Source organism: Corynebacterium sp. HMSC062E11 (assembly GCF_001811845.1).
Classification (GTDB): Bacteria; Actinomycetota; Actinomycetes; order Mycobacteriales; family Mycobacteriaceae; genus Corynebacterium; species Corynebacterium hesseae.
Genome location: NZ_KV806782.1, coordinates 98,034 through 119,350 on the forward strand (window position 1 = coordinate 98,034; position 21,317 = coordinate 119,350).

Here is a 21,317-nt window from a genome sequence, read left to right on the forward strand (position 1 = left end):
CATGGCTTCTTCTAAATCTTCCGCCTCGACGGCCTGGAAAATCTTCATTGGCGTACTCGTGGTACTCCTGCTCATCATCTTGGTAGCTGAGCTCGGCCTGCGCTGGTTCTTGGGTTCACAGATGAAGAGCCAATTCACCGAGTCCGCCAAGGAACAGGGCGTGGAGACCTCCGAGGAACCGGAGGTGAGCTTCGGTGCTAGCCCCATGATCTTTGGCATGCTCAACGGCAAAATTCCGCAGATGGATATGAAGACCCCGTCCACGCTGAAGATTGATGGCACCAACATCGCTGGCCAACCGGCTGCGGATGTCCACGTCGAAGACATGACGCTGTCCCAGGAGCCGGTCGCGGGCACTCTGCGGGCCTCGACGACGGTCCCGGATCAGTTCCTGCTCGCCAGCTTCCAAAAAGCCATTGCTGAGCAGTCCGGCTATGACGCTTTGGGCAACCTCGTGGTCACCGCGATTACCGCCAACGATGCCGAGGATGACCTCGAGGTGGAATTCGCCGGTGGTCTGGCCACGCTCTCGCTCAAGCCGGAGGCTCGCGACGGCAAGCTCGCCATCGATGCGAAGGAAGCATCGCTCTTCGGCTTCGACCTGCCGGAGCAGGCAACCTCCGCGATTTCAAATGCCTTGGCCGAAGGCATGGAGGAACAGCTCGCGGGACAAAAGCTCACCTTTGAGTCCGTGGACGTCGGCGCCGGCGAGCTCACGCTGACCCTCATTGGCCACGACGTCCCGATGAGCGAGCTCGATTCCGCCACGGCACCAGCACCGGAATCGGCACCGGCCAACTAAGGCTTAAGAATTAGGGCGCAGGCTCTCTACGGTGAGCTGCGTGTCTAGGTCTTCGTCGTCTGAAACGACGGACCCCGGATCAACAAGGGATTGATAGCCCGCCTGCTCCGCCAGGCGGGCTATTTCTTTAAGCGGCAAGCGCGAGTCTTCGGGAAGAATGAGCCCCAAACGCACGGGCAGCGGGCAGGCCTCGCGGAGGGTGACGAGCTCGGAGAGGAGCGAGGTGACGTCGCCAAGCAGTGCATCCACCGCAACCCACACCTCTGCGGCGCCTGATTGCACGGCCAGCCGCGCCTCCGCCGCCTTCACCAAAGAGTGGTGGCGCCCAGTGGGATAGCCGGCAACGGCAATGACGCGCTCGGCACCCTCGGCGGCAAGCACATGGTGCGGGGAGACAAGCACTCGCTGCTGCCCCGCGGATTGGGTCCGCACCTCCTCCAGGGAGGCCTCAAGCAGGTTCAGCATTAGTAGGAATAATCGCCGTTGATGATGGCCTTGAGCTGCGGGCGCACATCAAACCAGTACACGCCGGTGATGATGGCGCCAATCCAGCTAACGAAATGCAGCGGCAGGTTCATCACCAGGGCGGAACCGACGAGTAGCCCGACCCATACCCATTTGTTTTGGCGGTCACCGGCGCGGAAGGCATCCTCCCGCGTCATCGCCGCTAGGACGGCACCGATGAGGGCAAAGAGGGATACCGCCATAAAAATGTACTGCGGTATCGACGAAATAATATCTAGAAAAGTGTGCATTAATTAGTTCTCGTCAACGACTTCGCCGTCGATGACATCGTCGTTCGGCTTTGCTGCATAGGGGTTGCGCGGGCTCTGCGGCTCCTGCGGCTGCTGGCCCGCCGCGCGCTGCTCCTTGGCGTTGTTGATAGCGCCCTGAACCCCCTCACGGGTCTCGTTGAAGGCGGTGTTGAAATCCTCACGAGCCTTCACGAAGGACTCCGAGTTGCGGGTCTCACGTGCAGCGGAGGACACAGACTCCCCGATGTTCTTAGCCGTGGAGGTTACGCGGTCAAAGAAGGACTCTTCCTTCGCGGTGCCATCACCCATGCCCGCCGCATCAGCGGCGCGGGCAATGCGTTCCGCCTGCGCGTTCTGGGCCTGGTTCTGGCGCTCTTCCTTGAAACGGCCACCAAAATCCTTGGCCACATCAAAAGCAGAGGAACCGGCATTCTTGATTGAGTCAAATACGGACATGGTCGTCACTCCTTGTTAGACGCCAAAAAGCAGATGATTAACAGTGTAGATAACCAACCCAGCCAGTGCACCCACGACCGTGCCGTTGAGGCGAATGAACTGCAGGTCCTTGCCCACCATGAGCTCGATGTTCTCGGAGGCCTCCTGGGCATCCCAGCGCTTAATGGTCTCCGGGATAATCGCGATGATCTCCGGTGCGAACTTCTCCACCGCGTAGCGCGCGGCCTTGTCCACGAACGCATTGGCCTGGGCCAGGAACTCCGAATCTTCCAGCAGGCGGTGCGCCAATTCTTTCACCTTGGCGGTCATCTTCTGGCGCAGGAAGGACTCCGGGTCGGTGAGCTGTTCAATGAGCGTGGAGGAGACCGTCGCCCACATTGCCGCCGGGGCCTTCTGCGCCTGATCGGAAGCCAGCATTTCCTGCTTGATTCCCTCGATGCGCTCGCGCATATCTTCATCCCACTGCAGGTCCGAGGCCAGCTTGGACAGGTTGCGGCGAATGGCCAGGCGGGCCTCGTGGTTGCCGTTGCGGCGGACCTCATCGGCGAACTCCACGAGCTCGGCGTAGACCTTCTCCCCCACCATCTCGCGGGCAAAGCGCGGCGCCCAGCCGGGCATGCGCTCATCGATGGCGGTGACCACCGTGGATTCCATGCCGAGGATCTTTCCGTGCGCCCAGTCAATGAGGTCATCTTCCAACGGCCGCGCCTTGCCTTCCGCGATATAGCCCTCCAACAGACGGCCCAGCGGCGGGCCCCACTCGGGTTCTGCCAGACGGTCCATGACCTGGGTGCGGATGAATTGCTCTGCCTCCGCCGGGTCTAGGTCCGCGACCACGCTGGCGGCGCGCTCACCAATCCACGCGGAGACCTCCTCCGCCCGCCCAGGCTCCACGCCCTGGCGCGCCAGCCACAGCGGTAGCTCCGCCTCCCGCACCTTGGCGCTGAGCGCATCCGCGGTGAGGAAGTTCTCCTCCACGAAGTCCTTGAGCGCATCACCCACGCGGTCCTTGTTGTTGGGGATGAGCGCGGTGTGCGGGATGGGCAGCCCCATCGGCCGGCGGAACAGCGCGGTCACGGCGAACCAGTCCGCCAATCCACCGACCATTCCTGCCTCCGCCGCCGCGCGCACGTAGCCCACCCAGACGGGAGCCCCGCTTGCCGACGCCTGCCACCACGAGCACCCCAAAAAGATCACCGCCGCACCAATCAGGAAGGACAGCGCAATCGCCTTCCAGCGGCGCAGGTCCGCCCGGCGCGCCTCCTGGTTTCCTGGCTGCGGCACAAACGACGTCTGCGACGCCGACGTTTCCCGAGCCGGCTCAAGCCCTGCGTCTGCGCGGTGCGTCATGGGTTGGTTCTCCTTGGGATCAATATCTATGAATAATTCTCTAATCCAGTGTTTAACAATAGTGCGCATTCTCGACATTCTCGGACGCTGCATCAGCACTCACGCTGAATTTGTCCTGAAGTCCTCACCAGCATGCTGGAAACGCCAAATATGGCGTTCTTAGGACTACGAACTGTGAAACAATCAATGAATTAGTAGATCGAACAATTCACACAAATTGGTAATGCTTTATGTCTAGCACTTCAGAAATTCTCGACTCGATTACGCCGAAACAAAACTCCAAGGTCAATAGCCTTAATGCTGCAATCTGGCAGACTGCAGACGACTACCTACGACTTATCGTCCCCGTCGAAAACTATGGTGACTACATCATTCCGTTCACAGTGCTTCGCCGACTTGAGGGACGCTTGGAATCCACCAAACAGGGTGTACTTGACCTCGTTCACCGTGAGAACGCGAAGGGGACAGACCCCGCAATCGTCGCTCTCAAGATCGAGAACCTGTTCAAACTCCGCTTCTGGAACACATCTGAACTGTCACTAGAGCGCTTAGCAACGTCAGATGACGCCCTCAAGCCAGGATTGAAGCAATACCTCCACACCTTCTCCCCGAACATTCTTGAGATTTGGGATGCGTTCGAGTTTGACAAACTCATCGATTTCCTCGACCGCAACAATCAACTCTGGAATGTGGTTAACCATTTCGCATCCATCGACATGTCTGATGAAGCACTCCAGGACCAGGCGATGGGTGACATCTTTGAGAACCTGATGTACCACTCCTTTGCCCGCAAAGCGAAAGATGCCGGTGAGTTCTACACCCCACGCGACGCGATCCGTCTGATGACTTCCATCTTGTTTACCTCTGATGACACCGAGTTAGAGGAAGACGGCATTATCTGTTCCGTCTGCGAAGCTTTCAACCCGGCTTGGATACAAAATGGCAGCACAGTCGCGCTGGCCGCGTAAGTGATTCAAATAGGAGGTCGTTGGTCATGCCCTTGCCAGACATCATCCGCCGCTCAGGGACGCGGGTGGTCACCCTCATCCGAGAGCCGGGTCCCACCGAACAGCGCGTTGAAGTAGAAGCCTCAATTCTCAACGACCAAGGGATCGATAAGGCCTACGTAGCGAAGGAAACTCCTGTGTACGAAGGAGACATCATCGAGTTGCCTGAGCCTCGCGGCGGCAAGATGCGGTTCTTCGCTCAGAAAGTCGTTATCAACGATCTGCCCAATGGCCCTTTTGCCAATATGGCGTACACCGAAGTTCATCTCAGCAAGGAACTTCCACCACGCACAGCTCCAGTAAGGCGACTCAGCTTTGAGGGGCTGCACCCAGCGGTCGCAGAGGCAAGCGCGGACTTGTTCGCTGACGGCCACTTCAGTCGGGCCGTGAGCGAAGCGTTCAAATCAATCGAGATTCGAGTTCGTGACCTCCTTGCTTCAAGAACTTCAGGCACCAAGTTGATGGATGAAGCCTTCGGCGGCAAAGCACCGCGATTGTCCGTTTCGCTTCATGCGGGTCGGTCAGGACAGGATGAGCAGGCCGGTTTTCACGCCATCTTCAGGGGCGCGACGCTTGGCATTCGTAACCCCGGAGCACATGAACTCGCTGTCGAGCAAGACGCCCAGGAGGCGCTGGAATACTTGGCGCTCGCCAGCCTGCTTCATCGCAGATTGGACAACTCAATAGCCGAGTAGTGACTCCGTTACTTGCCGATCAACTGCTGACGGGAGATACCATCCCTAAACATGAACATGATGGCGCCGTCGGTGTCCACTTCGGCGTGGTCAATGAGGGTGTGCCATAGGTATGGGGTGAACTCGATGCTGACCGGGTCGAACGTGGCGAGTTGTTCCTTGTAGTAGCAGTAAGCGGCTTTCCGGTTCTCCAGGTCGCTGATCTGAACCAGGAGGGTGTGGGTGGCGGCAACGTGATCCAACCTGGCCACCTGCTCCACCCCGGCTTGGTCAGTAATCTGGTGGTGGTTCGGGTAGTGGTTGTTGTGCGCATTGCCGCTACTGGTGGCCGCGCATAGGGTGAACGGCGTCATGCGGGGTGCTCCTCCTGGAAGTCGGCGTCGAAGAAGCGGATCGGGATATCTATCTGGTGAGCCCAGTCGATCTCGGCGCGCATCCCCGCGCTGCCCCGGCCGATGTATGCCCATAGTTGCTCGCATTTCGACAGCAGGATGCGGTTGAAGAACATGGTCAGCTCACGGGCGCCCGGGTAGGTCTCATCCTTGAACTACGGGTAGTGCAGATGTGGGGTGAGCGGAATCTGGCCTGCTGACACCGCGAACGCGCTGAACAAGCACGATGTTCGCCTCCACATCGCCGGAATACGGGGAGCAGATGTAAACCAACGGTCGGTACCCGTACTCGCCGCGCTGAATCGCTTTCAGCGCCCGGTAGCAGGTCGGGCAGGGGTATCCTTCGACGTTCTTCTTCGGTATTCCGATATCAAGAAGCGCAGTGGCGGTCATCTGGCGTCCTCGCCTTCACGCTCGATCACCGGCACCAGGCCACGGGTGTTCTTCAACAGGTCATAGATGAACAGGCGGCCTTTCTGCGTCCAGTACATGTGGGTGCGGGTCTTGCCCTCGTCGTACTCGTACGTCTTGGACTGGGTGTAACCCTGCTCAGCAAACTTGGCGTAGAGGAACCAGCGCCGGGACTGGTGAAACTGCACCTGCTCCTCGCGCAGAATCTGGTTGAGCTTCTTCGCCGACAGGCCGTAGTCCTTGGCGATCTCGGTGGTGGTGATCAGCGACGGCGACGCCAGCACCACGTCGCAATAGGACACCTTCGGTGCCGCCTCCAACAGGGCTTGTTCGGCGGCGAGCCGCTTCGCCCGCTCGGCACACAGGGTGGCAATCGCCCGCTCAAGGAACTCATCATCATTGAGCAGCTCGTCGATGGCGTACATGCCGTGGCGGCGGATGGACGGTAGAACGTCGTCGAACACCCACGCCTCGAACTGCTCGGCGGCGGGCAGCTTGGAGGAGACAATCAGCCGGTACAGGTCGCCCTCGCTGATGAACCTGACCTGCTGGATGCCACCAGCCGTCTCAAGGGGGTAGTGATTCACGACCCCCTTACAGTGACGCGCCAGGGCATCTTTCGTGTTGGCGTAGCCGAGGGCGGTCGCCACGTCCCGGCCGTAGAACAGGACCTGCCTGCCCGAGGTGATGGTTCGGATCGTGCCGAACTCGTGGTTGGTGAACACTTGTAGTCCGGTAGCCATGACCGGCTCCTTTTCTGAGAGCCAGGTAGACAATCGCGGGCGCGGGATGCGCCAGGCTCTCACCTGTCAGGCACGGCAGGCACCGAAACCGGACACTGCGGGAGGAAGGCTCTCGCCCATATGCCCCCGCGGACCGACAAATCCGGACGGGTCAGAGGGGCACACTAGTGTGTGAACGTACCGATGGCTCCGTACCCTGTGCTTTTGCTTCGGCGTCATCAACAAGGTAGCCTTGTAGTCAACATGACCGGTTCCGCTGCCCGCCTCGGTGGGAGTCCAGGGCCGGTCTTCGTTTTCGTATCAAACAGAGGTGCGCGTGGAGCAGGTGAAGCAGTTCAAGACCTACGGTGAACAGGTCGAATTGCTTCGTCAGCGTGGGATACGAGTGAATGATCCCCAGCATGCTGAGACGCTGCTGGCTCGATTGAACTACTACCGCTTGTCCGGATACTGGTACCCGATGCGCCGTTTCTCCCAAGGCGACGGCACTGCCCAGGATGAATTCGTTGAGGGAGCATCGTTTGACCTGGTGGTAGCCCTCTATGGGTTTGACGAACAATTGCGCCACAGCGTGTTCATCGAGCTTGATCGCGTGGAGTTAGCTATTCGAACCAAGCTCGGTCACGAACTGGGTCACCTTGACCCGCTGATCTATTTAGATCCCCAGCGTTTGAGCGCCCGGGCACAGCAGCGAAACAAAGACGGGCGTAGCCTGCATGAGGTGTGGCTGAGAAAGTACCAGTCGGCATTGAAAGCGTCGAAGGAGGACTTCGTCGCCCACCACAAATCCAAATATGGCGGGACTCTACCCATCTGGGCGGCTGTCGAAATCATGGATTGGGGGATGCTGTCGTACCTGTACGGCATGTCGCCCAATATCGTGCGCAAACGGATTGCCGAGCCCTGCGACCTAACTGGTCCTCAGCTTGAATCATGGCTGAAATCCTTGAATATTCTGCGTAATTACGCAGCTCATCATGCAAGGATGTTCAACCGTGTTTACGACATCAAACCGAAACTGAACAATGACGTCAGGCTGGCTCCGGTAGCTGAAAGAATGAATCGCGTGTTCGGGCAGCTCTCCCTTATCCAATACTTGCACCGCCAACTGGACTTGTCTCCAGCCGACCGGCTACCGAAGCTGTTCGACACCTACCCGCACAATCCCATCGTGCCGTTTTCTCGCACAGGAGCACCTGACAACTGGCGCGAGTTGCCTCTCTGGCGCGTCTAATCCTTGCGGTAGTAGTCGCATTCGTACCCGTCGACGTCGAGTGGGAGCCTGCTGCCCAGTCGGGCGGGAGTCGGGTGGGCCGTCGTGAGCTGGCAAGCATCGGCGATGGTGAAGCCGGAGTCCTCGGGCTCGTCGATGACGATTTCGTCGTGGACGTGTATGACAATCTTGTGCCCAGCCTGAGCGACGAGTGTCATGGCGTGGACGAGGAGGTCACGAGCGACTGCTTGGACGATGTTCTCGACGAGTTTCCCGCCGTAGGTCTCCAGCCGCCCCCACTTGCGTCCGGTCGTGACACCGCTGTAGGTGATGGAGGTGCCGCCCCACCGGTTCTCACCCAGCTGGGGCTTCACGTAGGCTAGCCGCCTACCAGAGGGCAGGGTGATGAACAAGATGCCGGACTCGGCAGTGAAGCGAAGGTTGCATAGCCGAACAGCCTGGCGGGTGGTGATGGCGTCGAGTGCGGCCTGCTCGACATCCGCCCAGAGTCACACGATGTTGGGAACGGCTGCCCGCCAGGCGTCGACGATGTGTTTGAGTTCGTGCTCGGCCAGCCCCATCCGTAGGGCACCCATCGCCTTGAGCGCTCCGACGGAGCCGTTATAGCCGCAGGCCAGCGTGGCGATCTTCCCCTTCTGGCGCAGCTCAGCGTTGATGCCGTGTTTTCGACGGAGACGCCGAACATGCGCGACGCGGTCTCACAGTAGAGGTCTTTGCCGTCGCGGAAGGCTGCCAGGGTGGATGTTTCTCCGGCGTGCCAGGCGATGACACGGGCTTCAATCGCGGAGTAGTCAACGACGATGAATCGGCATCCGGCGCTGGGGATGAACGCTGTCCGGATCAACTGGCTGAGTGTGTCTGCCACGGAGTCGTAGAGCAGTTCAAGGGCGTCGAGGTTGCCTTGTCGGGAGAGGGCGCGGGCTTGGTCGAGGTCGGGCAGGTAGTTTCGGGGCAGGTTTTGGACTTGGACGAGGCGTCCGACGAACCTGCCGGTGCGTCCCGCTCCATAGAACTGGATAAGGCCGCGTACCCGCCCGTCCGGGTCTCCGACGTTGTGCATGGCCTGGTACTTCTTCACCGAGGATTTCGCCAGGTCACTGCGCAGCTCCAGGACTTCTTTGACCTTGCCCGTGGCGGACTCGAGGGCGGCTTCGACATCAGCCTTCACCAAGGACGATATCTCGCAGCCGTGGGTGGTGAGACCGATTCCAAACCCATCGGTGGACCGAGGTAAGCCGACCATACCATCGTGCAGCGCCACTGGCTCGGGTCAAGAAACCCGGCCGCCAACAGCACGGGGTGATGACGATGCAGCCACGCGGAGAGCGCGACCCGCCCGAAGTCGGCGTTATGCGCCCACTTGACCACACCTGGGGTCCACCAATGCTGCGAGCACCTCCGTCGGGCAGCCCACCACCACTGGCGAGATCGACGACTTCCACCGGGCCGCCGTCGATCGAGCAGCCGAAGATGAGGAGGCGGAAGTCGGGGTGTTCGGCATACGGGTAGACGCCGGTTTTCCCTAGGGGTGCTGGGCTGAAGGTTTCAATATCGATAGCGATCTGGCGCATCAGGGCTCCTGGACAGTCGGATAGGCGAAGGTGAGGGAGCCAACCGGTGTTTGGTGACTTCCTCACTGCTGGGGTGTTACTTCGGGTCGAGATTGTAGGTGGCGCTCATCCTGTCGAGCTCGGCCTTCTCCTTGGCGATCAGCTCATCGATGCGCTGACGTTCGCGGCGTTTGGCCCGCTTGTCCTTAATCCAGTAGTAGCCCCAGACCATCCAGAACGGGATCAGGACGTAGACCCACACGGCGAGGGTGATGGCGTTGAAACAGTCACTCATGATTCAGCCTCCTTAGTCGAGGAAGTCGTCGGCCGGCGCGCCGAAGTCGGGCTCAGCGGAGACGCGGCCTGCGCCAAGGGGTTCACCGTGGCAGATCTTCTGAATGTTGCCCAGCCCGCCCGCCACCCCCTTGTTCCCGTTCGTGTTGAACGCGTAGAACGACAGGGAGACGCGGGCGTAGCAATCCGAGTACGCCTCGGAACGGTCAAGAACCGGAGAGACGTTCTCGTCCACAACCTGCGGCGGAGTGAGGCTGTTGGCGTTGACGAAGAAGCTGTTTGCGTAGGCTTCGCCGTCACGCTCGGTATCCCCGTCGCGCAGCGACAGCTTCAGAGCCGCCTTGTTGGGGCGCTTGCCTCCGAACTTGGCCGTACCAGCGTCGATCGCCGCGTCGATGGCCTTCTCGATAGCTGTGATGGTGGTGCTGTCGGCCTTCGGGAAGATCAGCGACACGGAGTACTTGGGCTTGCCTCCCTGGATGAAGTTCGGCTCCCACACGTGAGCGTAGGAGAGGCGGACTTCGACGGTGACGACGCGGGTGGGGTTGTTGGTTGACAAGGTTGTTACCTGCTTTCTGTTTTCGTGAATTCGGTTTGTGCGCTGTGGATTTCCAGCGCGGGTCGTTTGTCGGTGTCAGGCACGAGCGTCGGCTTACCCACGGGCTTGACCACGAGGTCGCCGAGCACCTCGTTGAAGGTGTTCTTGCCCATGAGCCGTTCCATCGCAGTGAGCGTGATGAGTCTGCGGTCGTAGATGTCGGCGTACCCGGCAGCTTCAGCCGCTTCGGCGACGGCGTTCTCGTCCGTGTATTTGCGGACAGACCGTCAGGCGACGAGCTTGAAACCATCCCAGTGCTTGCCCTGGTTCACCGCCTGCGAAAGCGCGTAGGCCTCCACATCCGCAGCCCACGTTTTGAGCTGTGGAATCCTTGTCAGCACGTCCGCAATCTCACTGCCGGACAGCTCGGCCGGGGGGCGAACTCGTGCTGGGCGAGCGCGAGGTGGGCTTCAGCGCGTGCTCGGCACGTCAGTGCGATGCGGCAGAACTGGCACCACGAGCCGGGACAGAACTCGCCCCGCCCGCCGCAGCCAACCCGGCCTTCGTCTTCACCTCGGTCTCAGCCCATGCGAGGAGGTCGGCGACGCTGGTTTCCCAAGTGGCAACGTTGCCCAGCCGGGGCTGGTAGATCGTCACCGCAGCATCGGTGATGTCATACAAGTCCCCGAAAGCGTGGACGGCTCCGAGCGCGTACAACATGAGCTGCAGGTTGTGTGCGGCCTCGACGAGGATGTCCTGTCCGTACATGAGATCGATGATCTGCAGCTTGGGTTCGGCGATGATCACGCAGTCGCCGGTACCGAAACCGCCCGGCACGACGTGGGAGAAGTCGAGGCGCTGCTCGATCAGCACCTGCGGATCACCACAGGTCTCCCGTGCCAGTGAGATGCGTTCCCGGACGAACGACACGTAGTCGTCGGTCAGGTCCTCCATCTCGGTATCGATCCAGCCGGACTCGGGCTTGAAAGTCGGCGCGTCGTTGAGGGCACACCCGAGCTTCCATTCCGCCAGAGCGTGTGCGACGGTGCCCAGTTCTGCTGTCGCCGACGAGGCATGCTGCTCACGGGATTCGAGGACGGCGCTGGGTTAGCAGTTGAGTCACCGGTGCGCGCTCGACACCGAGAGCAGCGAATGTTGGTCAGGCATCGGACAGCTCCTTCGCCTTGGCCAGCAGCCACCCGTACTTCGTCGGGTCAACCTCCGACAGCTTGTGCGCGCCGGTGGCGACGATCAGCTCACGCACCTGCTCGGTCATGCCTTGGCTGGAGAGCCCGGCGAGCACTCCACGTACCTGCGCCAGCGACACCGGCTCAGGCGCCGGTTCGGGTGCCTGTCGGTGGGCGGCCTCGTACTCAGCGGCGGCCTGCTCCAGGTCGGGTTGTGCGAGCCCGGCGGCGGCGATCGGACGTGCGCCTGGCATCCCGGCGTGATCCTCGAACTCATCCCACGCGGTCTCCTCAATTGCGGGAGCGAGCATGGTGACGCTTTCGGCGATCCGGTTCAACGCGCCAGTGAACCTGTTCGCGTCACTCACCGAGATCATCGGTTATCACCGCCCTCGCGGGTGACACCTGCCGCGCCGGCCAGCGCCATCAGGTCGTCGTCGGTATCGGCGACACGCACCTTGACGGTGGAGGCTTCGGAGCCGGGCAGGGGCACGGCCATGCGGTACTGGGGTCGGCTGGTGCCGAAGATCGCGCGCAGCATCCGCTTGCTGGGGCGGATTTCTTTTGCAGCGAGTGCGGCAGCCGGGCTGGGATGCTTGGCGATCTTGGTCTTGAGCTTGGTGGGCATCCTGGTTTCCTTCCATTTAGGTGGTGGTACGCCCCATCACCGGGCTGGTGAAGGGAGTGCGTTGCATCTGTCAGGCATGGGGCGCACCGAAACCGGACGGCCTACGACTCAGTGAGTGTTTTGCGCAGTTGAGCCAGACCGCGCGAAACGGCTTTCCGCACCGCATCGGCACTGGTCGATTGGTCTATGCCGGTCTTGTCGGCGGCGATCTCGGTGAACCGGTCGCCGTGGAGCACATGCAGCTCGATGTACTCGCGCTGCGTCGCAGTCAGCGGACTCAGCAGTTCGACCACCGCGAGGTTGGCCTCGACCTGCTCGGTGAAGTCCGGATCGTCCGAGGCGAAGTAATCCGCGCCCAGCCCGCCACGCTCGTCGTCATCACAGTGGCCGGGTTGGTCGACGGAGATGTCGGAGCGGCGGCGATTGTCCAGCTCGCGGTACTCGGCGTACACGTCGTCGAGGTAGGCGCGAGCCCACTTCGGACGCGAAGCCGGGTCGCGCAGCTGGGCACGCAGTTCTTCGCTGTCGGGCAGATCAGGGACGGGTAGGTCGATGGTGTTGCCCCTGGGGGTCAGGTACGGGACAGTGAATTGGTTGTTGAATGCCACGTGAGGGCTTCCCTTCTTGCGAAGGGAGACACCGTTGAGGGCAACCGACGAGCGACCGTGGTGTTGAGCGGAAACAGTGACGGGCACCAACCCGACCCGGGGGTGAACCCGGATACAGGTGGTGCCCGTCAAGCGCTCAACGGAGGTCTCCCGAATACGGTTGAAAAACGCATGCGGGTGTAGGAGGAAGGCGGCCGGCCGGTGACCGGTACGGCTTTGACCGCCACAGCGGTTGGGTTGTCCTGCCGGATGACGTCTGGCCAGCAGGACAGCCGTGAGGGTTACTTGCCCTTACGCGGCTTGGCCTGAGCCAGCGCCGAGGCTGCGACCGACTTCGTCTTGGCCGAGGTGCGACCGTCGCGCAGCAGTGCGGACGCCTTTTTGGCGACCGGCCGAGACGTCTGCTTCGTGTTTCGTGTGCCCATGTCCCTGTTCACCTCCTCGCGACACGTTCGTGTACTTGATGTTCAGAAACGTGCACTTCGAGGTAGAATCGACATATCTTCGTCCCAAGGACTGCACTCGGTTTCTGAACCTGTTTTCACGGTAGGAAAACGAGGCGCTGGCACCCGAGACGAGACAAGACGGCAGAAGACGGAGAGGAGACGAGATGACAGTAACTGCAGACCCTCGCTATGCGCTGGGCGCTTTCTGCCGAACCGTCCAACCCTTCATGTCGGGAGTCGCCCGGACAAAGAAGGGGTTCATGAAGGACTTCTTCGACGCGGTGATGGATAAAGAAACCGTCTTTGTCGAAACGTCCGCGCACGAGAAGAAGCGGGAACCTGGAAAGACGTCGATCACGGTCGGAGTGTGGGCTGGGATCAACGAGACCGACCTCGTACGGTTTTTCAACGGGGACAGGAAACTGCCCGATTGGAAAGCCCGGGACTTCCACAATCATCTGGACACCAGCAAAGTTGAAGAACTCTGTAACCCCATAGGCGTCGACGCCCTCGCTACATTCCAAGAGCAGCTCACGGTGGCCAACATCAATGTGCACGATATAGGGCAAGTGCCCTCGGCTGTGGGGCAATGGCTGAAAGCGATTCTGTGGGCAAACAGCAACGACCGGGATCTACTCGCCGACGGTGCCGCCCCGCAGGCGCAACCAGATTTGTTCAACAACCTGCCGCTAGCCGAAGGCAGGATCAGCGGCGGCAAACTTCATTTGGGGTCTTCTTCGCTGCCATGGAAGCCCACACCGAAAGTTCCCGAGTCGCCCGATCCTGCGCTCGAATCCGGCTACACCACACAGATGTTTGCCGCTCTCGCTGAGCACCTAGGAACTCCGGTTGCCGATATCAGTGCCCTGCCCGATCGATACCGGAAGGCGTTCGCCAGGCAGCGTGGGCATTTCTGGGATGCTGAAGGGGTTCGCCGTAACCTTCGGGATCTCATCCCCACTGGAGAACAGGAATTCTCTGCGATGAAGGAAGACCTGTTCGACGGGGTCGTCGAAATCTGCGAGGCGGACTACGACGACGGCTACCTGCGAATGAACGCGACCTTGAGCAAGGCAGCCGACTTCGCGTTGAACGGTTCGGTCATTGTGAAGTTCCCGTCGATGGTGCGGGCAACTCACAAGAAGGGCATGTGCCACATGCTCGTCAACGATGATCAACTGCACTGGGTGGTCTACCGTGACGACTAACTTGTTCAACACACCCGAGGAGACAGCGACCCGGCTCACCATGTGCCTCTCGCGGGTGCCGCGTTCATTGAGCCTTGACGAGACCACGGCGCTCGATATCGCGGCGACCTACATGAAGCAGTTCGGGTTCGGGAACGAGAGCCTTCACGGCGACACCCCGTACGCGGTGGCCGAATATGATGCCCGCCGCAGACGCGTCCATGCCGGGCTTGCCCGGCTCGTACGTACCGGGCTGGCGTCCACCGGCGACAACGGCATCACGTTTGGCTCCACTCCGGCCGGTCAGAGTTTCGCGCAATCCCTTAACGGCGCGTACGCGGATGCATACGGGCAGGCCATCGGTCAACTCCTGGCACGCGGACTCGACGTTGTCGTAGTGCAGGTTCAGAAGAAGGTGATGCAGCATGGGTAAGCTTTGGATTCGCCAGGTCAAGGCCACCAGAGATGACGGCACCGCTTCGATCATCGATCTTGCTCCCGGTCTGAACTGCATTGTCGGCCCGTCCAACACCGGCAAGACCAGAATCGCGAAGACGATCGCCTTCGCATGTGGTGGCAAGGATCTTCCGTTCACCGATAAAACCGGGTACACGACCGCAGCCGTCACCTTCGTGACTGCCGATGGTGAGGTGACGCTTTCGCGCTCCACAAAGCGAGGATCAAGCATCGAGGTGGCCTCGACCGATCCCAACGTGGAGTCGGGAACGTACTCCCTCAATAACAAGAGCAAGCAGCCAGTCAACAATCTCTTGATCGGACTGCTGGGGATTAAGCCTGGACGTCAGGTCATCACCAACGAAGCATTCAACAAAGCGCGCTTCACCTGGAATGCGGTTCGCCACATACTCCTAGTACCAGAGAGCGAAATCGGCCGACCAGATCCCTCCATCCTTCTTCCGAAGTCTTCTAGCGCCCAGTCGCTGACCCAAAACTTGTCAGCTCTTCTCGTGTTGGCGCAAGACGAGAACTTCGATGAGACAACCTCACGCGAGAGCGCTTCGGACAGGCGAGCACGCCGTAGGGCTGTTGAACGCTACATCTACCAGCAACTCGACATCATCCAGGCACGCAAAGCCGAACTGGAACGCGCTGAACAACAGGCCGCAGCCGAGGGAGCAACTATCGAGGCATACCTAGCGAAGCTAAGGGCACAGCTGGAAGACCTGCAAAACCAGCGGGAACACATCCTCACCCAAGACGGCGAGTTGATCACCACAATCAGTCACCAGACCCAAGAACTTGAAGGACTTGAAATAGCCGTCGAGCAGCGCGGTACCCTGATCACGCAATACGATGCGGACATCGCCCGGCTCGACCTTCAGCTCCAAGGCATGAGGCACGACCAAACCCATCCGCATCCCGACACCTGCCAGTTCTGCCACAGCACAATCGCAACTCCGCCACCAACTGACGAGGACATCGCAGCCTTCGAAGCTGAGATAGCTCGTATCCAGCGCCTCAAACAGGAGGCCACGGATGACCTCGACCCGCTACAACAAATCGCAGCCGACCTTGCCGCTGACCTGGGGCGCAACAAGCAAGAACATGTCCAGCTGTTGAATCAGCTCTCCGGCAGCCTCGACCCGGCCACGCGTGCCATCCAAACCCAGATTGATCAACTCGCCGCTACGCAGCGAATCAAAGCTGAGCATGAGCAGCTGACTGAGCTTGAGCGTCGCTTCCAGAAAACGCTGGATGGAGACGATGAAACCGGTGATCCGGATGCTGAAAAGTTCAAACCGCGAGAATACTTCGACGGCGATTTCTACTACTCGATGACCAGATCCATGCAAGACATCCTGGAGCAGGCACACTTCCCGGGAGCCCAAAGCGCAGCCTTCAACCGTCAAGTCTTCGACATCGAAATCGCGGGGTACGCCAAAGCCGATGAGCAGGGCAAGGGGTACTGCGCCTTCTTCAACACCGTCGTTGTTCTCGCGTTCCATGCGTTCATGAACCGCCGCTCGCGCCATGCGCCCGGTTTCGTCCTGATCGACACCCCCCTGCATGGCTTCGACGAGGGCAAGAACACCCCAAACACCTCAATGCGGACCGGGCTGTTCGAGCACTTCGCCGAACAATCCAAAGACCAACAAATCATCATCCTGGAAAACACCGACCGAACCGAAGGGCTCGAGTACGCGGACCAGACGAGAGTCATCGAGTTTTCCAAGAGCAAGACACAGGGACGCTACGGCTACCTAGACGATGTGTACGACGTTGCAGAAGAGGAACAGTGATGACGAATCCCCACAGCTTCACAGTAAGCTACAAGTCCTTGTGGAAACTGCTTATTGATAGAGAGCTTCAAAAGCAGGACCTCCGGAAGATGACCGGACTTTCGGGAGCGACCATCGCCAAGCTTGGCCGAGACGAAAACGTCACTACAACCGTCCTCGTGAGAATCTGCGAAGCTCTCGACTGCGACATTGCCGACATCTGCGAGGTCGTCCCCACTGACACGAAGGGAGAGACCGACTAGATGACCGCTCAACGCCTGCAGCTCACCTGGTACAACAAGGACAAGGCTCTCATCCCCACCGAGGTCGGTAAGTACGGCTACACGTGGGTTGACCCCTCTGATCCGCGTTACTGCGAAACCCACACCCTCGTGCTGGACGACTACGTGCAAGGCAGCCAGACACCGAAGTCTAACGAGTTCGCCTACTCCGAGCGCGCCGATCTGGAACCTCAGGACGACAACCTGCTCATCCTCGGCGAATCCGGCGACGTCCTCGAAGCCCTCACCCGCGTACCCGAGCTTGCCGAGAAGTACGTCGGCAAGGTGAAACTGATCTACATTGATCCTCCGTTTAACACCGCGCAGACATTCGCCAGCTACGAGGACAACCTGGAGCACTCTATCTGGCTGACGATGATGCGCGACAGGCTGTTACACCTCAAGAAGCTGCTTGCCGACGACGGCTCGATCTGGGTTCACCTTGACGACGTGGAGAGCCACAGAATGCGCCTTCTCCTAGACGAAGTATTCGGGCCGCAATGTTTTGTTGCTGATGTCTCGTGGCTTGCGTCAGATAGCTCCAGCAACAATGCGGGTTCCTTTTCCAAGGACAAGAATCAAATTTGTGTCTACGGAAAAAGTCCGGGATGGAGGCCTCGCCACCTCCCTGATCCGGAGAAGCAGTCACATTACCGGAATCCAGACAAAGACCCTAGAGGCCCTTGGTATGACGGTCGCGACGTACAGAACCCCAAAGACCGTCCTGCCCTAAAGTATCCAATCGCAAAGCCCTCTGGCGGTTTATTAGAACCGCCAACAAATGGCTGGCGCTGGGATCAAACCACGATGGCCTCCAAAATGGCAACGGGAGAAGTCTATTTCAACGACGATGAAACGGCCTTGAAGAGGAAGACCTACCTGTGGGAGCAAGCAGGTCTTCCGCCGAGCGATTCGTGGCATTCTGTTGGAAAACTGGAAGTACTCGAGGGGCTAAGAATCACCTCAAGGTTCTATTTCCCGGAATGCCAACCCCCGAGCTTTTCGATACACCAAAGCCAGAAGAATTGCTGGGCTTCATCATGGCCTCATCTACTGCCCCAGGTGACATTGTGCTGGATGTGTTTGCTGGGTCGGGGACGACTGCAGCGGTAGCCCAGAAGATGGGGCGGCGTTGGGTGACGTGCGAATTGCTGGAGTCGACGTTCACGACGTTTACGCGCCCTCGTTTGGAAAAGGTTGTGGGCGATCAAGATCCGGGTGGGATTACGCGGACTAAGGGCGAACGAGTAGACGCAACGGAAGACGGGCTGCCTGATGGGGTCTCGCCGGAAGACGCCGCGAAATTCACGAGCGTGCTCAACAAGCTGATCAAGGACGATCCGGAATTAAAGAAGAGTGTCGAGGTGAAGACACTGAAGGCTGCCTCGAAGACCAGGCGCACGAAGGAAGTACTGAACTGGCGTGGTGGCGGCGGCTTCCAGGTCGCCCATCTGTCGCCTGCGTGTTTCGGCTACGCCCCTGAACTGGACAGGGTGATGCTCACTGCGGCCGCGACCGGACAGACTTTGCTCGAGTCGGTGGCTGCCAACCTCGGGTTCACACTGTTGCACCCGGATGATGACTATATTTTTGATGCCCGCCGTGGCAATGCCTTGTTGAAGGTGGTGGAGGGTGCCGCCACGACCGAGCTCGTTGACTGGCTTGCTTCCCAAATCCAGCCCGGCGAGACAATCATGCTGGCCGCCACCACGGTGATGGACGGCGTGCGCCAGCATCTGCGCAAACTGGTGAAGGGGTCGCGGGTGGTCGCATTGCCCGATGACGTGTTTCGGTACAGCGAAGGTGGTGACCAGTGATGGCGAACAGGCTCAACATCAGTTTTGACTCCGACATGTTGGAGTCAATCAGTGCCGAGTTCGACCTGCGTGCTCCGAACAAGGAAGCACTGCGCCAGCTGGTCTTCACTCTCGACGGTGACTATGACCCGACCGTGATGCAGGTGCTCAACCTCGCTACGGGCGTGGGCAAGACCTACTTGATGGCGGCGTTAGTAGAGTATCTGCGCCGCCAAGGAGTTGGCAACGTCGTGATCGTCACCCCAGGCAAGACGGTGCAGGCGAAGACGGTGCAGAACTTCACGCCCGGCACACCCCGCTACATCACCGGTGCGGCGGTGCCGCCCGAGGTCGTAACCCCACAGGACTACTCGGCGTGGATCGCCCGGCAGAACGGCCCGGCCCGACTCGCGTTCGGCCGTGAAGTGCCAATGCTGGCGTTTATCTTCAACATTCAGCAGCTCATCGCGCCGAAGGAAGCCGAGGGCGACACCCACGGTGGTACCCAGGACGCGATGCGCCGTAAGCCCCGCCGGTTCGATGAGAACGCCGGCGTGCTCTTCAACTACCTGAAAAACCTCGATGATCTGGTTGTGATCGCCGACGAATCCCACCTGTACGGGTCCAGCGCGGTCGCGTTCAATGCAGCGTTGAAGGAACTCGATCCAGCAGCGGCGATTGGTTTGACCGCGTCGGTGGACAAAGCTACCGATCACGTCATTTTCGAGTACCCGCTCTACCGCGCCATCCAGGACAAGTATGTGAAGGCCCCCGTGTTGGCGTTCCGCAAGACTGGATATGGCACCGATGAAGCCTCCGAAGAGCAGCAGTTGCGTGACGCACTGCAATTGCGTGCGCTCAAGCAGGCCTACTACGACTCGTACGCGGCTTCCCAGAACCGCAATCATGTGAACGCGGTCGCTTTCGTGGTCTGCTCCGATGTGGAGCACGCCACCCAGGTCGCCGAGCTACTGCGCACCCCGGAGTACCTCGGCCGAGGTGAGGCTGTGCTGCAGGTGGACTCCAAGCACGAGGATGAGTTGACCCAGCGTCGCCTCGACGAATTGGATCGACCCGAATCGCCGGTGCTGGCGGTGGTGAGCGTGAACAAGCTCAAGGAAGGCTGGGATGTCAAGAACATCGCGGTCGTCGTGACGTTGCGGGCAATGGCTTCTGAGGTGCTCACTCAGCAGACGATGGGGCGCGGGCTGCGGCTGCCATTCGGCCGGTATACGGGTGTGTGGCAGATCGACCAGCTAGACATCATCGCCCACCAATCCTTCACCGAGCTGCTCAACGCCGAGAACGTGCTGCAGCAGTTCGGCCTGGACGAAGCCATCGCCGAGCCCGACAAAGCCAAGGTAGAAGAGGCGGTCCGTAAAGCCGCCGAAGAGTCCGGCACGGATACAGGTACGCCCACGACCGGCGGTGACCAACCTACGGCGACAACCGGTTCTGAACCGGGTACCGGTGTCAGTGGGGAGGTCGCCGGTGGTGTGGCTCCGCAGCCGGGCACCGTTCCCGTCGGCGGCAGTGATTCCCCGGGCGCGGGTTTGCCCGGTGTCGGGGTTCGCACCATCACCGAGCAGGAGGATCAGCCCACCTGGGAGTTGGTTTCGATCGGACGGAACCCGAGCTTTGCTGACGTGTCCTACCGATTCCCGGTGACGACGATGACTGTGCAGCAGCCGCCCATTGACCTGTCAGAAATCAGTGACGCCGAGATTGAGCAAGCGGCGCGTCGGGTCACCTCTGCTGGGGAGGTGCTGCTGCGCAAAGAAATCATCGCCGCCCTAGGCAAGAAACTCCGGGCAGAGGATCGAGAAAGCGCCGAAGTCGACTCCGTCCACGTCGACGACGCCGACGCCGAGGAGGCGCTGGTCAAACTAGTGATCAACATGTCGCTGGTGCCCAAAACCGAACAGACCGCCCGCTATGTCGCCACGTTCCTGGTGCCGAAGTTCATGCGCGCCGTGACGTTCACCGGCTGGACCGTCAAATCCCTCGACTCCGCCCGCGCCGTACTCCTAGCGCTGATCAAGAACTACACAACCGAGACACTGCGAGCCACCCGCGAGGTGCCGACCATACACCCGAAGTCGATGCCAAGCACAGGCTACACGCTCCCGTTGGGTGAGAAGGTGCATGACCAGATCGAGAGTCGTGACCAGTTCGTGCGAAGCCGGGTCTACGGTGGCTGGTTCAAGTCGCTATTCGCCGAGGAGTCCTTCGACTCCTTCACCGGCGAATACCAGCTTGCTCGCCTGCTCAACACGTCGCCGGGGATCGTGTGGTGGCATCGCCTGCATCCGCAAGACCAGGCGTTCGTGTACTACAACGCGAAAGACCGCTACTTCCCCGACTTCGTAGCCTTGGACACCAACGGAGTGCATTGGATCATCGAAGGCAAGGACGAGCGCGGCCGCGATGACGCCAGGGTGCAGGCCAAGCGTAAGGCTGCCGAGGCGTTGGTGCGCCGGTTGGTGGCTGAGGATGCCTACGCCGGTCAACACTGGGGCTATCTGATCGCCTACGAGCAAGACACCGCCCGTGCCGACTCGTGGGAAGACCTGAAAGCCTTCGCCAGCCCGGTCAGCAACGCCCTGTAGCTGCGAGTTCGCCTGGGCGCATCACGGGGATCCAGCGTTGCGGGAGGTCGAGGGTGACGGCCTCGGCGGTGATGAACACGAATCCGAGCCTGCCATCGGTGATGGCAC

24 protein-coding genes and 2 pseudogenes are annotated in these 21,317 nt (G+C 60.2%); 10 read left to right on the forward strand and 16 right to left on the reverse strand.

Translation table 11 applies throughout. The features are described from left to right. Nucleotide 1 precedes the first annotated feature (1 nt). Nucleotides 2-802, forward strand: a complete 801-nt coding sequence (locus HMPREF2822_RS03795; RefSeq protein ID WP_070521159.1) for an LmeA family phospholipid-binding protein — start codon at nucleotides 2-4, stop codon at nucleotides 800-802. 3 nt (nucleotides 803-805) lie between these two features. Here the strand turns inward: HMPREF2822_RS03795 and HMPREF2822_RS03800 are convergent, their stop codons facing one another. Genes HMPREF2822_RS03800 through HMPREF2822_RS03815 form a run of 4 tightly spaced genes read right to left on the reverse strand, consistent with a single transcriptional unit; the run spans nucleotide 806 to nucleotide 3,363 of the window. Continuing rightward, nucleotides 806-1,267 carry a deoxyribose-phosphate aldolase gene (locus tag HMPREF2822_RS03800; protein ID WP_070521161.1) on the reverse strand — a complete coding sequence of 154 codons (462 nt, stop codon included), beginning with the start codon at nucleotides 1,265-1,267 and terminating at the stop codon, nucleotides 806-808. Then, nucleotides 1,267-1,557, reverse strand: a complete 291-nt coding sequence (locus tag HMPREF2822_RS03805; protein ID WP_070521165.1) for a DUF2516 family protein — start codon at nucleotides 1,555-1,557, stop codon at nucleotides 1,267-1,269. Before HMPREF2822_RS03805 ends, HMPREF2822_RS03800 begins: the two co-directional genes overlap by 1 nt. Nucleotides 1,558-1,560: 3 nt before the next feature. Continuing rightward, entirely contained in the window at nucleotides 1,561-2,013 is a 453-nt protein-coding gene (locus tag HMPREF2822_RS03810) for a CGLAU_01105 family protein (RefSeq protein WP_070521169.1), read from the reverse strand. Between the two features lie 15 nt (nucleotides 2,014-2,028). Next, complete coding sequence (locus HMPREF2822_RS03815) at nucleotides 2,029-3,363, reverse strand: DUF445 domain-containing protein (RefSeq protein WP_070521172.1); 1,335 nt, start codon at nucleotides 3,361-3,363, stop codon at nucleotides 2,029-2,031. Nucleotides 3,364-3,593: 230 nt separating this feature from the next. Here HMPREF2822_RS03815 and HMPREF2822_RS03820 point away from each other — a divergent pair, with 230 nt between their 5' ends. Further along, nucleotides 3,594-4,331 (forward strand): type I restriction-modification system subunit M N-terminal domain-containing protein, encoded by a 738-nt coding sequence (locus tag HMPREF2822_RS03820; protein WP_070521174.1) that lies wholly within the window; start codon nucleotides 3,594-3,596, stop codon nucleotides 4,329-4,331. A 26-nt stretch (nucleotides 4,332-4,357) separates the two neighbouring features. Further along, nucleotides 4,358-5,065: a TIGR02391 family protein gene (locus HMPREF2822_RS03825; protein WP_070521178.1), complete on the forward strand. Its 708-nt coding sequence runs from the start codon at nucleotides 4,358-4,360 to the stop codon at nucleotides 5,063-5,065. Nucleotides 5,066-5,073: 8 nt separating this feature from the next. Here the strand turns inward: HMPREF2822_RS03825 and HMPREF2822_RS03830 are convergent, their stop codons facing one another. The 3 genes from HMPREF2822_RS03830 to HMPREF2822_RS03840 form a co-directional block, all read right to left on the reverse strand. Then, nucleotides 5,074-5,418, reverse strand: coding sequence for a hypothetical protein (locus HMPREF2822_RS03830; RefSeq protein WP_070521180.1), 345 nt, complete (start codon nucleotides 5,416-5,418; stop codon nucleotides 5,074-5,076). After that, complete coding sequence (locus HMPREF2822_RS13630; protein ID WP_232755578.1) at nucleotides 5,415-5,573, reverse strand: DUF7768 domain-containing protein; 159 nt, start codon at nucleotides 5,571-5,573, stop codon at nucleotides 5,415-5,417. Before HMPREF2822_RS13630 ends, HMPREF2822_RS03830 begins: the two co-directional genes overlap by 4 nt. 273 nt (nucleotides 5,574-5,846) lie before the next feature. After that, nucleotides 5,847-6,611, reverse strand: a complete 765-nt coding sequence (locus tag HMPREF2822_RS03840; RefSeq protein ID WP_070521184.1) for a phage antirepressor — start codon at nucleotides 6,609-6,611, stop codon at nucleotides 5,847-5,849. A gap of 316 nt (nucleotides 6,612-6,927) precedes the next feature. Here HMPREF2822_RS03840 and HMPREF2822_RS03845 point away from each other — a divergent pair, with 316 nt between their 5' ends. Further along, nucleotides 6,928-7,845, forward strand: coding sequence for an Abi family protein (locus HMPREF2822_RS03845; RefSeq protein WP_070521186.1), 918 nt, complete (start codon nucleotides 6,928-6,930; stop codon nucleotides 7,843-7,845). Here the strand turns inward: HMPREF2822_RS03845 and HMPREF2822_RS13635 are convergent. From HMPREF2822_RS13635 to HMPREF2822_RS13480, 9 genes and pseudogenes are all read right to left on the reverse strand, one after another. Next, nucleotides 7,842-8,198 carry a DNA polymerase family A protein gene (locus HMPREF2822_RS13635; RefSeq protein WP_232755580.1) on the reverse strand — a complete coding sequence of 119 codons (357 nt, stop codon included), beginning with the start codon at nucleotides 8,196-8,198 and terminating at the stop codon, nucleotides 7,842-7,844. The genes HMPREF2822_RS03845 and HMPREF2822_RS13635 overlap by 4 nt on opposite strands. Nucleotides 8,199-8,203: 5 nt before the next feature. Beyond that, nucleotides 8,204-9,088 carry a DNA polymerase gene (locus HMPREF2822_RS13640; RefSeq protein ID WP_232755585.1) on the reverse strand — a complete coding sequence of 295 codons (885 nt, stop codon included), beginning with the start codon at nucleotides 9,086-9,088 and terminating at the stop codon, nucleotides 8,204-8,206. 404 nt (nucleotides 9,089-9,492) lie between these two features. After that, a complete protein-coding gene (locus HMPREF2822_RS03860; protein WP_070521192.1) occupies nucleotides 9,493-9,690 on the reverse strand; it encodes a hypothetical protein in 198 nt (65 codons plus the stop codon). A gap of 12 nt (nucleotides 9,691-9,702) precedes the next feature. Further along, complete coding sequence (locus HMPREF2822_RS03865) at nucleotides 9,703-10,248, reverse strand: DUF2815 family protein (protein WP_070521195.1); 546 nt, start codon at nucleotides 10,246-10,248, stop codon at nucleotides 9,703-9,705. Nucleotides 10,249-10,253: 5 nt separating this feature from the next. Continuing rightward, a pseudogene (locus HMPREF2822_RS13840) lies at nucleotides 10,254-11,280 on the reverse strand (DUF2800 domain-containing protein). Between the two features lie 106 nt (nucleotides 11,281-11,386). After that, nucleotides 11,387-11,788, reverse strand: coding sequence for a hypothetical protein (locus tag HMPREF2822_RS03875; RefSeq protein ID WP_070521298.1), 402 nt, complete (start codon nucleotides 11,786-11,788; stop codon nucleotides 11,387-11,389). After that, nucleotides 11,788-12,042 (reverse strand): hypothetical protein, encoded by a 255-nt coding sequence (locus HMPREF2822_RS03880; RefSeq protein ID WP_070521199.1) that lies wholly within the window; start codon nucleotides 12,040-12,042, stop codon nucleotides 11,788-11,790. The genes HMPREF2822_RS03875 and HMPREF2822_RS03880 overlap by 1 nt, the downstream gene beginning before the upstream one ends. Nucleotides 12,043-12,143: 101 nt before the next feature. Next, on the reverse strand, nucleotides 12,144-12,650 hold the full coding sequence (locus tag HMPREF2822_RS03885; protein WP_070521202.1) for an RNA polymerase sigma factor: 507 nt from the start codon (nucleotides 12,648-12,650) through the stop codon (nucleotides 12,144-12,146). Between the two features lie 281 nt (nucleotides 12,651-12,931). Further along, nucleotides 12,932-13,075, reverse strand: coding sequence for a hypothetical protein (locus tag HMPREF2822_RS13480; protein ID WP_166741061.1), 144 nt, complete (start codon nucleotides 13,073-13,075; stop codon nucleotides 12,932-12,934). 281 nt (nucleotides 13,076-13,356) lie between these two features. On the opposite strand from HMPREF2822_RS13480, the gene HMPREF2822_RS03890 reads away from it, so the two are divergent. The 6 genes and pseudogenes from HMPREF2822_RS03890 to HMPREF2822_RS03915 all read left to right on the forward strand — a co-directional run bounded on the left by HMPREF2822_RS03890 (nucleotide 13,357) and on the right by HMPREF2822_RS03915 (nucleotide 21,209). After that, nucleotides 13,357-14,304 (forward strand): ABC-three component system protein, encoded by a 948-nt coding sequence (locus HMPREF2822_RS03890; protein ID WP_198530951.1) that lies wholly within the window; start codon nucleotides 13,357-13,359, stop codon nucleotides 14,302-14,304. Next, entirely contained in the window at nucleotides 14,294-14,716 is a 423-nt protein-coding gene (locus HMPREF2822_RS13485) for an ABC-three component system middle component 2 (protein WP_070521206.1), read from the forward strand. Before HMPREF2822_RS03890 ends, HMPREF2822_RS13485 begins: the two co-directional genes overlap by 11 nt. Beyond that, nucleotides 14,709-16,544: an ATP-binding protein gene (locus HMPREF2822_RS03900; RefSeq protein ID WP_083306807.1), complete on the forward strand. Its 1,836-nt coding sequence runs from the start codon at nucleotides 14,709-14,711 to the stop codon at nucleotides 16,542-16,544. Before HMPREF2822_RS13485 ends, HMPREF2822_RS03900 begins: the two co-directional genes overlap by 8 nt. After that, nucleotides 16,544-16,786, forward strand: a complete 243-nt coding sequence (locus HMPREF2822_RS03905) for a helix-turn-helix domain-containing protein (RefSeq protein ID WP_070521207.1) — start codon at nucleotides 16,544-16,546, stop codon at nucleotides 16,784-16,786. The genes HMPREF2822_RS03900 and HMPREF2822_RS03905 overlap by 1 nt, the downstream gene beginning before the upstream one ends. Then, nucleotides 16,787-18,621: pseudogene (locus tag HMPREF2822_RS03910) on the forward strand (site-specific DNA-methyltransferase). It begins immediately after the preceding gene. After that, nucleotides 18,621-21,209: a DEAD/DEAH box helicase gene (locus HMPREF2822_RS03915; RefSeq protein WP_070521210.1), complete on the forward strand. Its 2,589-nt coding sequence runs from the start codon at nucleotides 18,621-18,623 to the stop codon at nucleotides 21,207-21,209. The pseudogene HMPREF2822_RS03910 and the gene HMPREF2822_RS03915 overlap by 1 nt, the downstream one beginning before the upstream one ends. Nucleotides 21,210-21,317 lie beyond the last annotated feature (108 nt).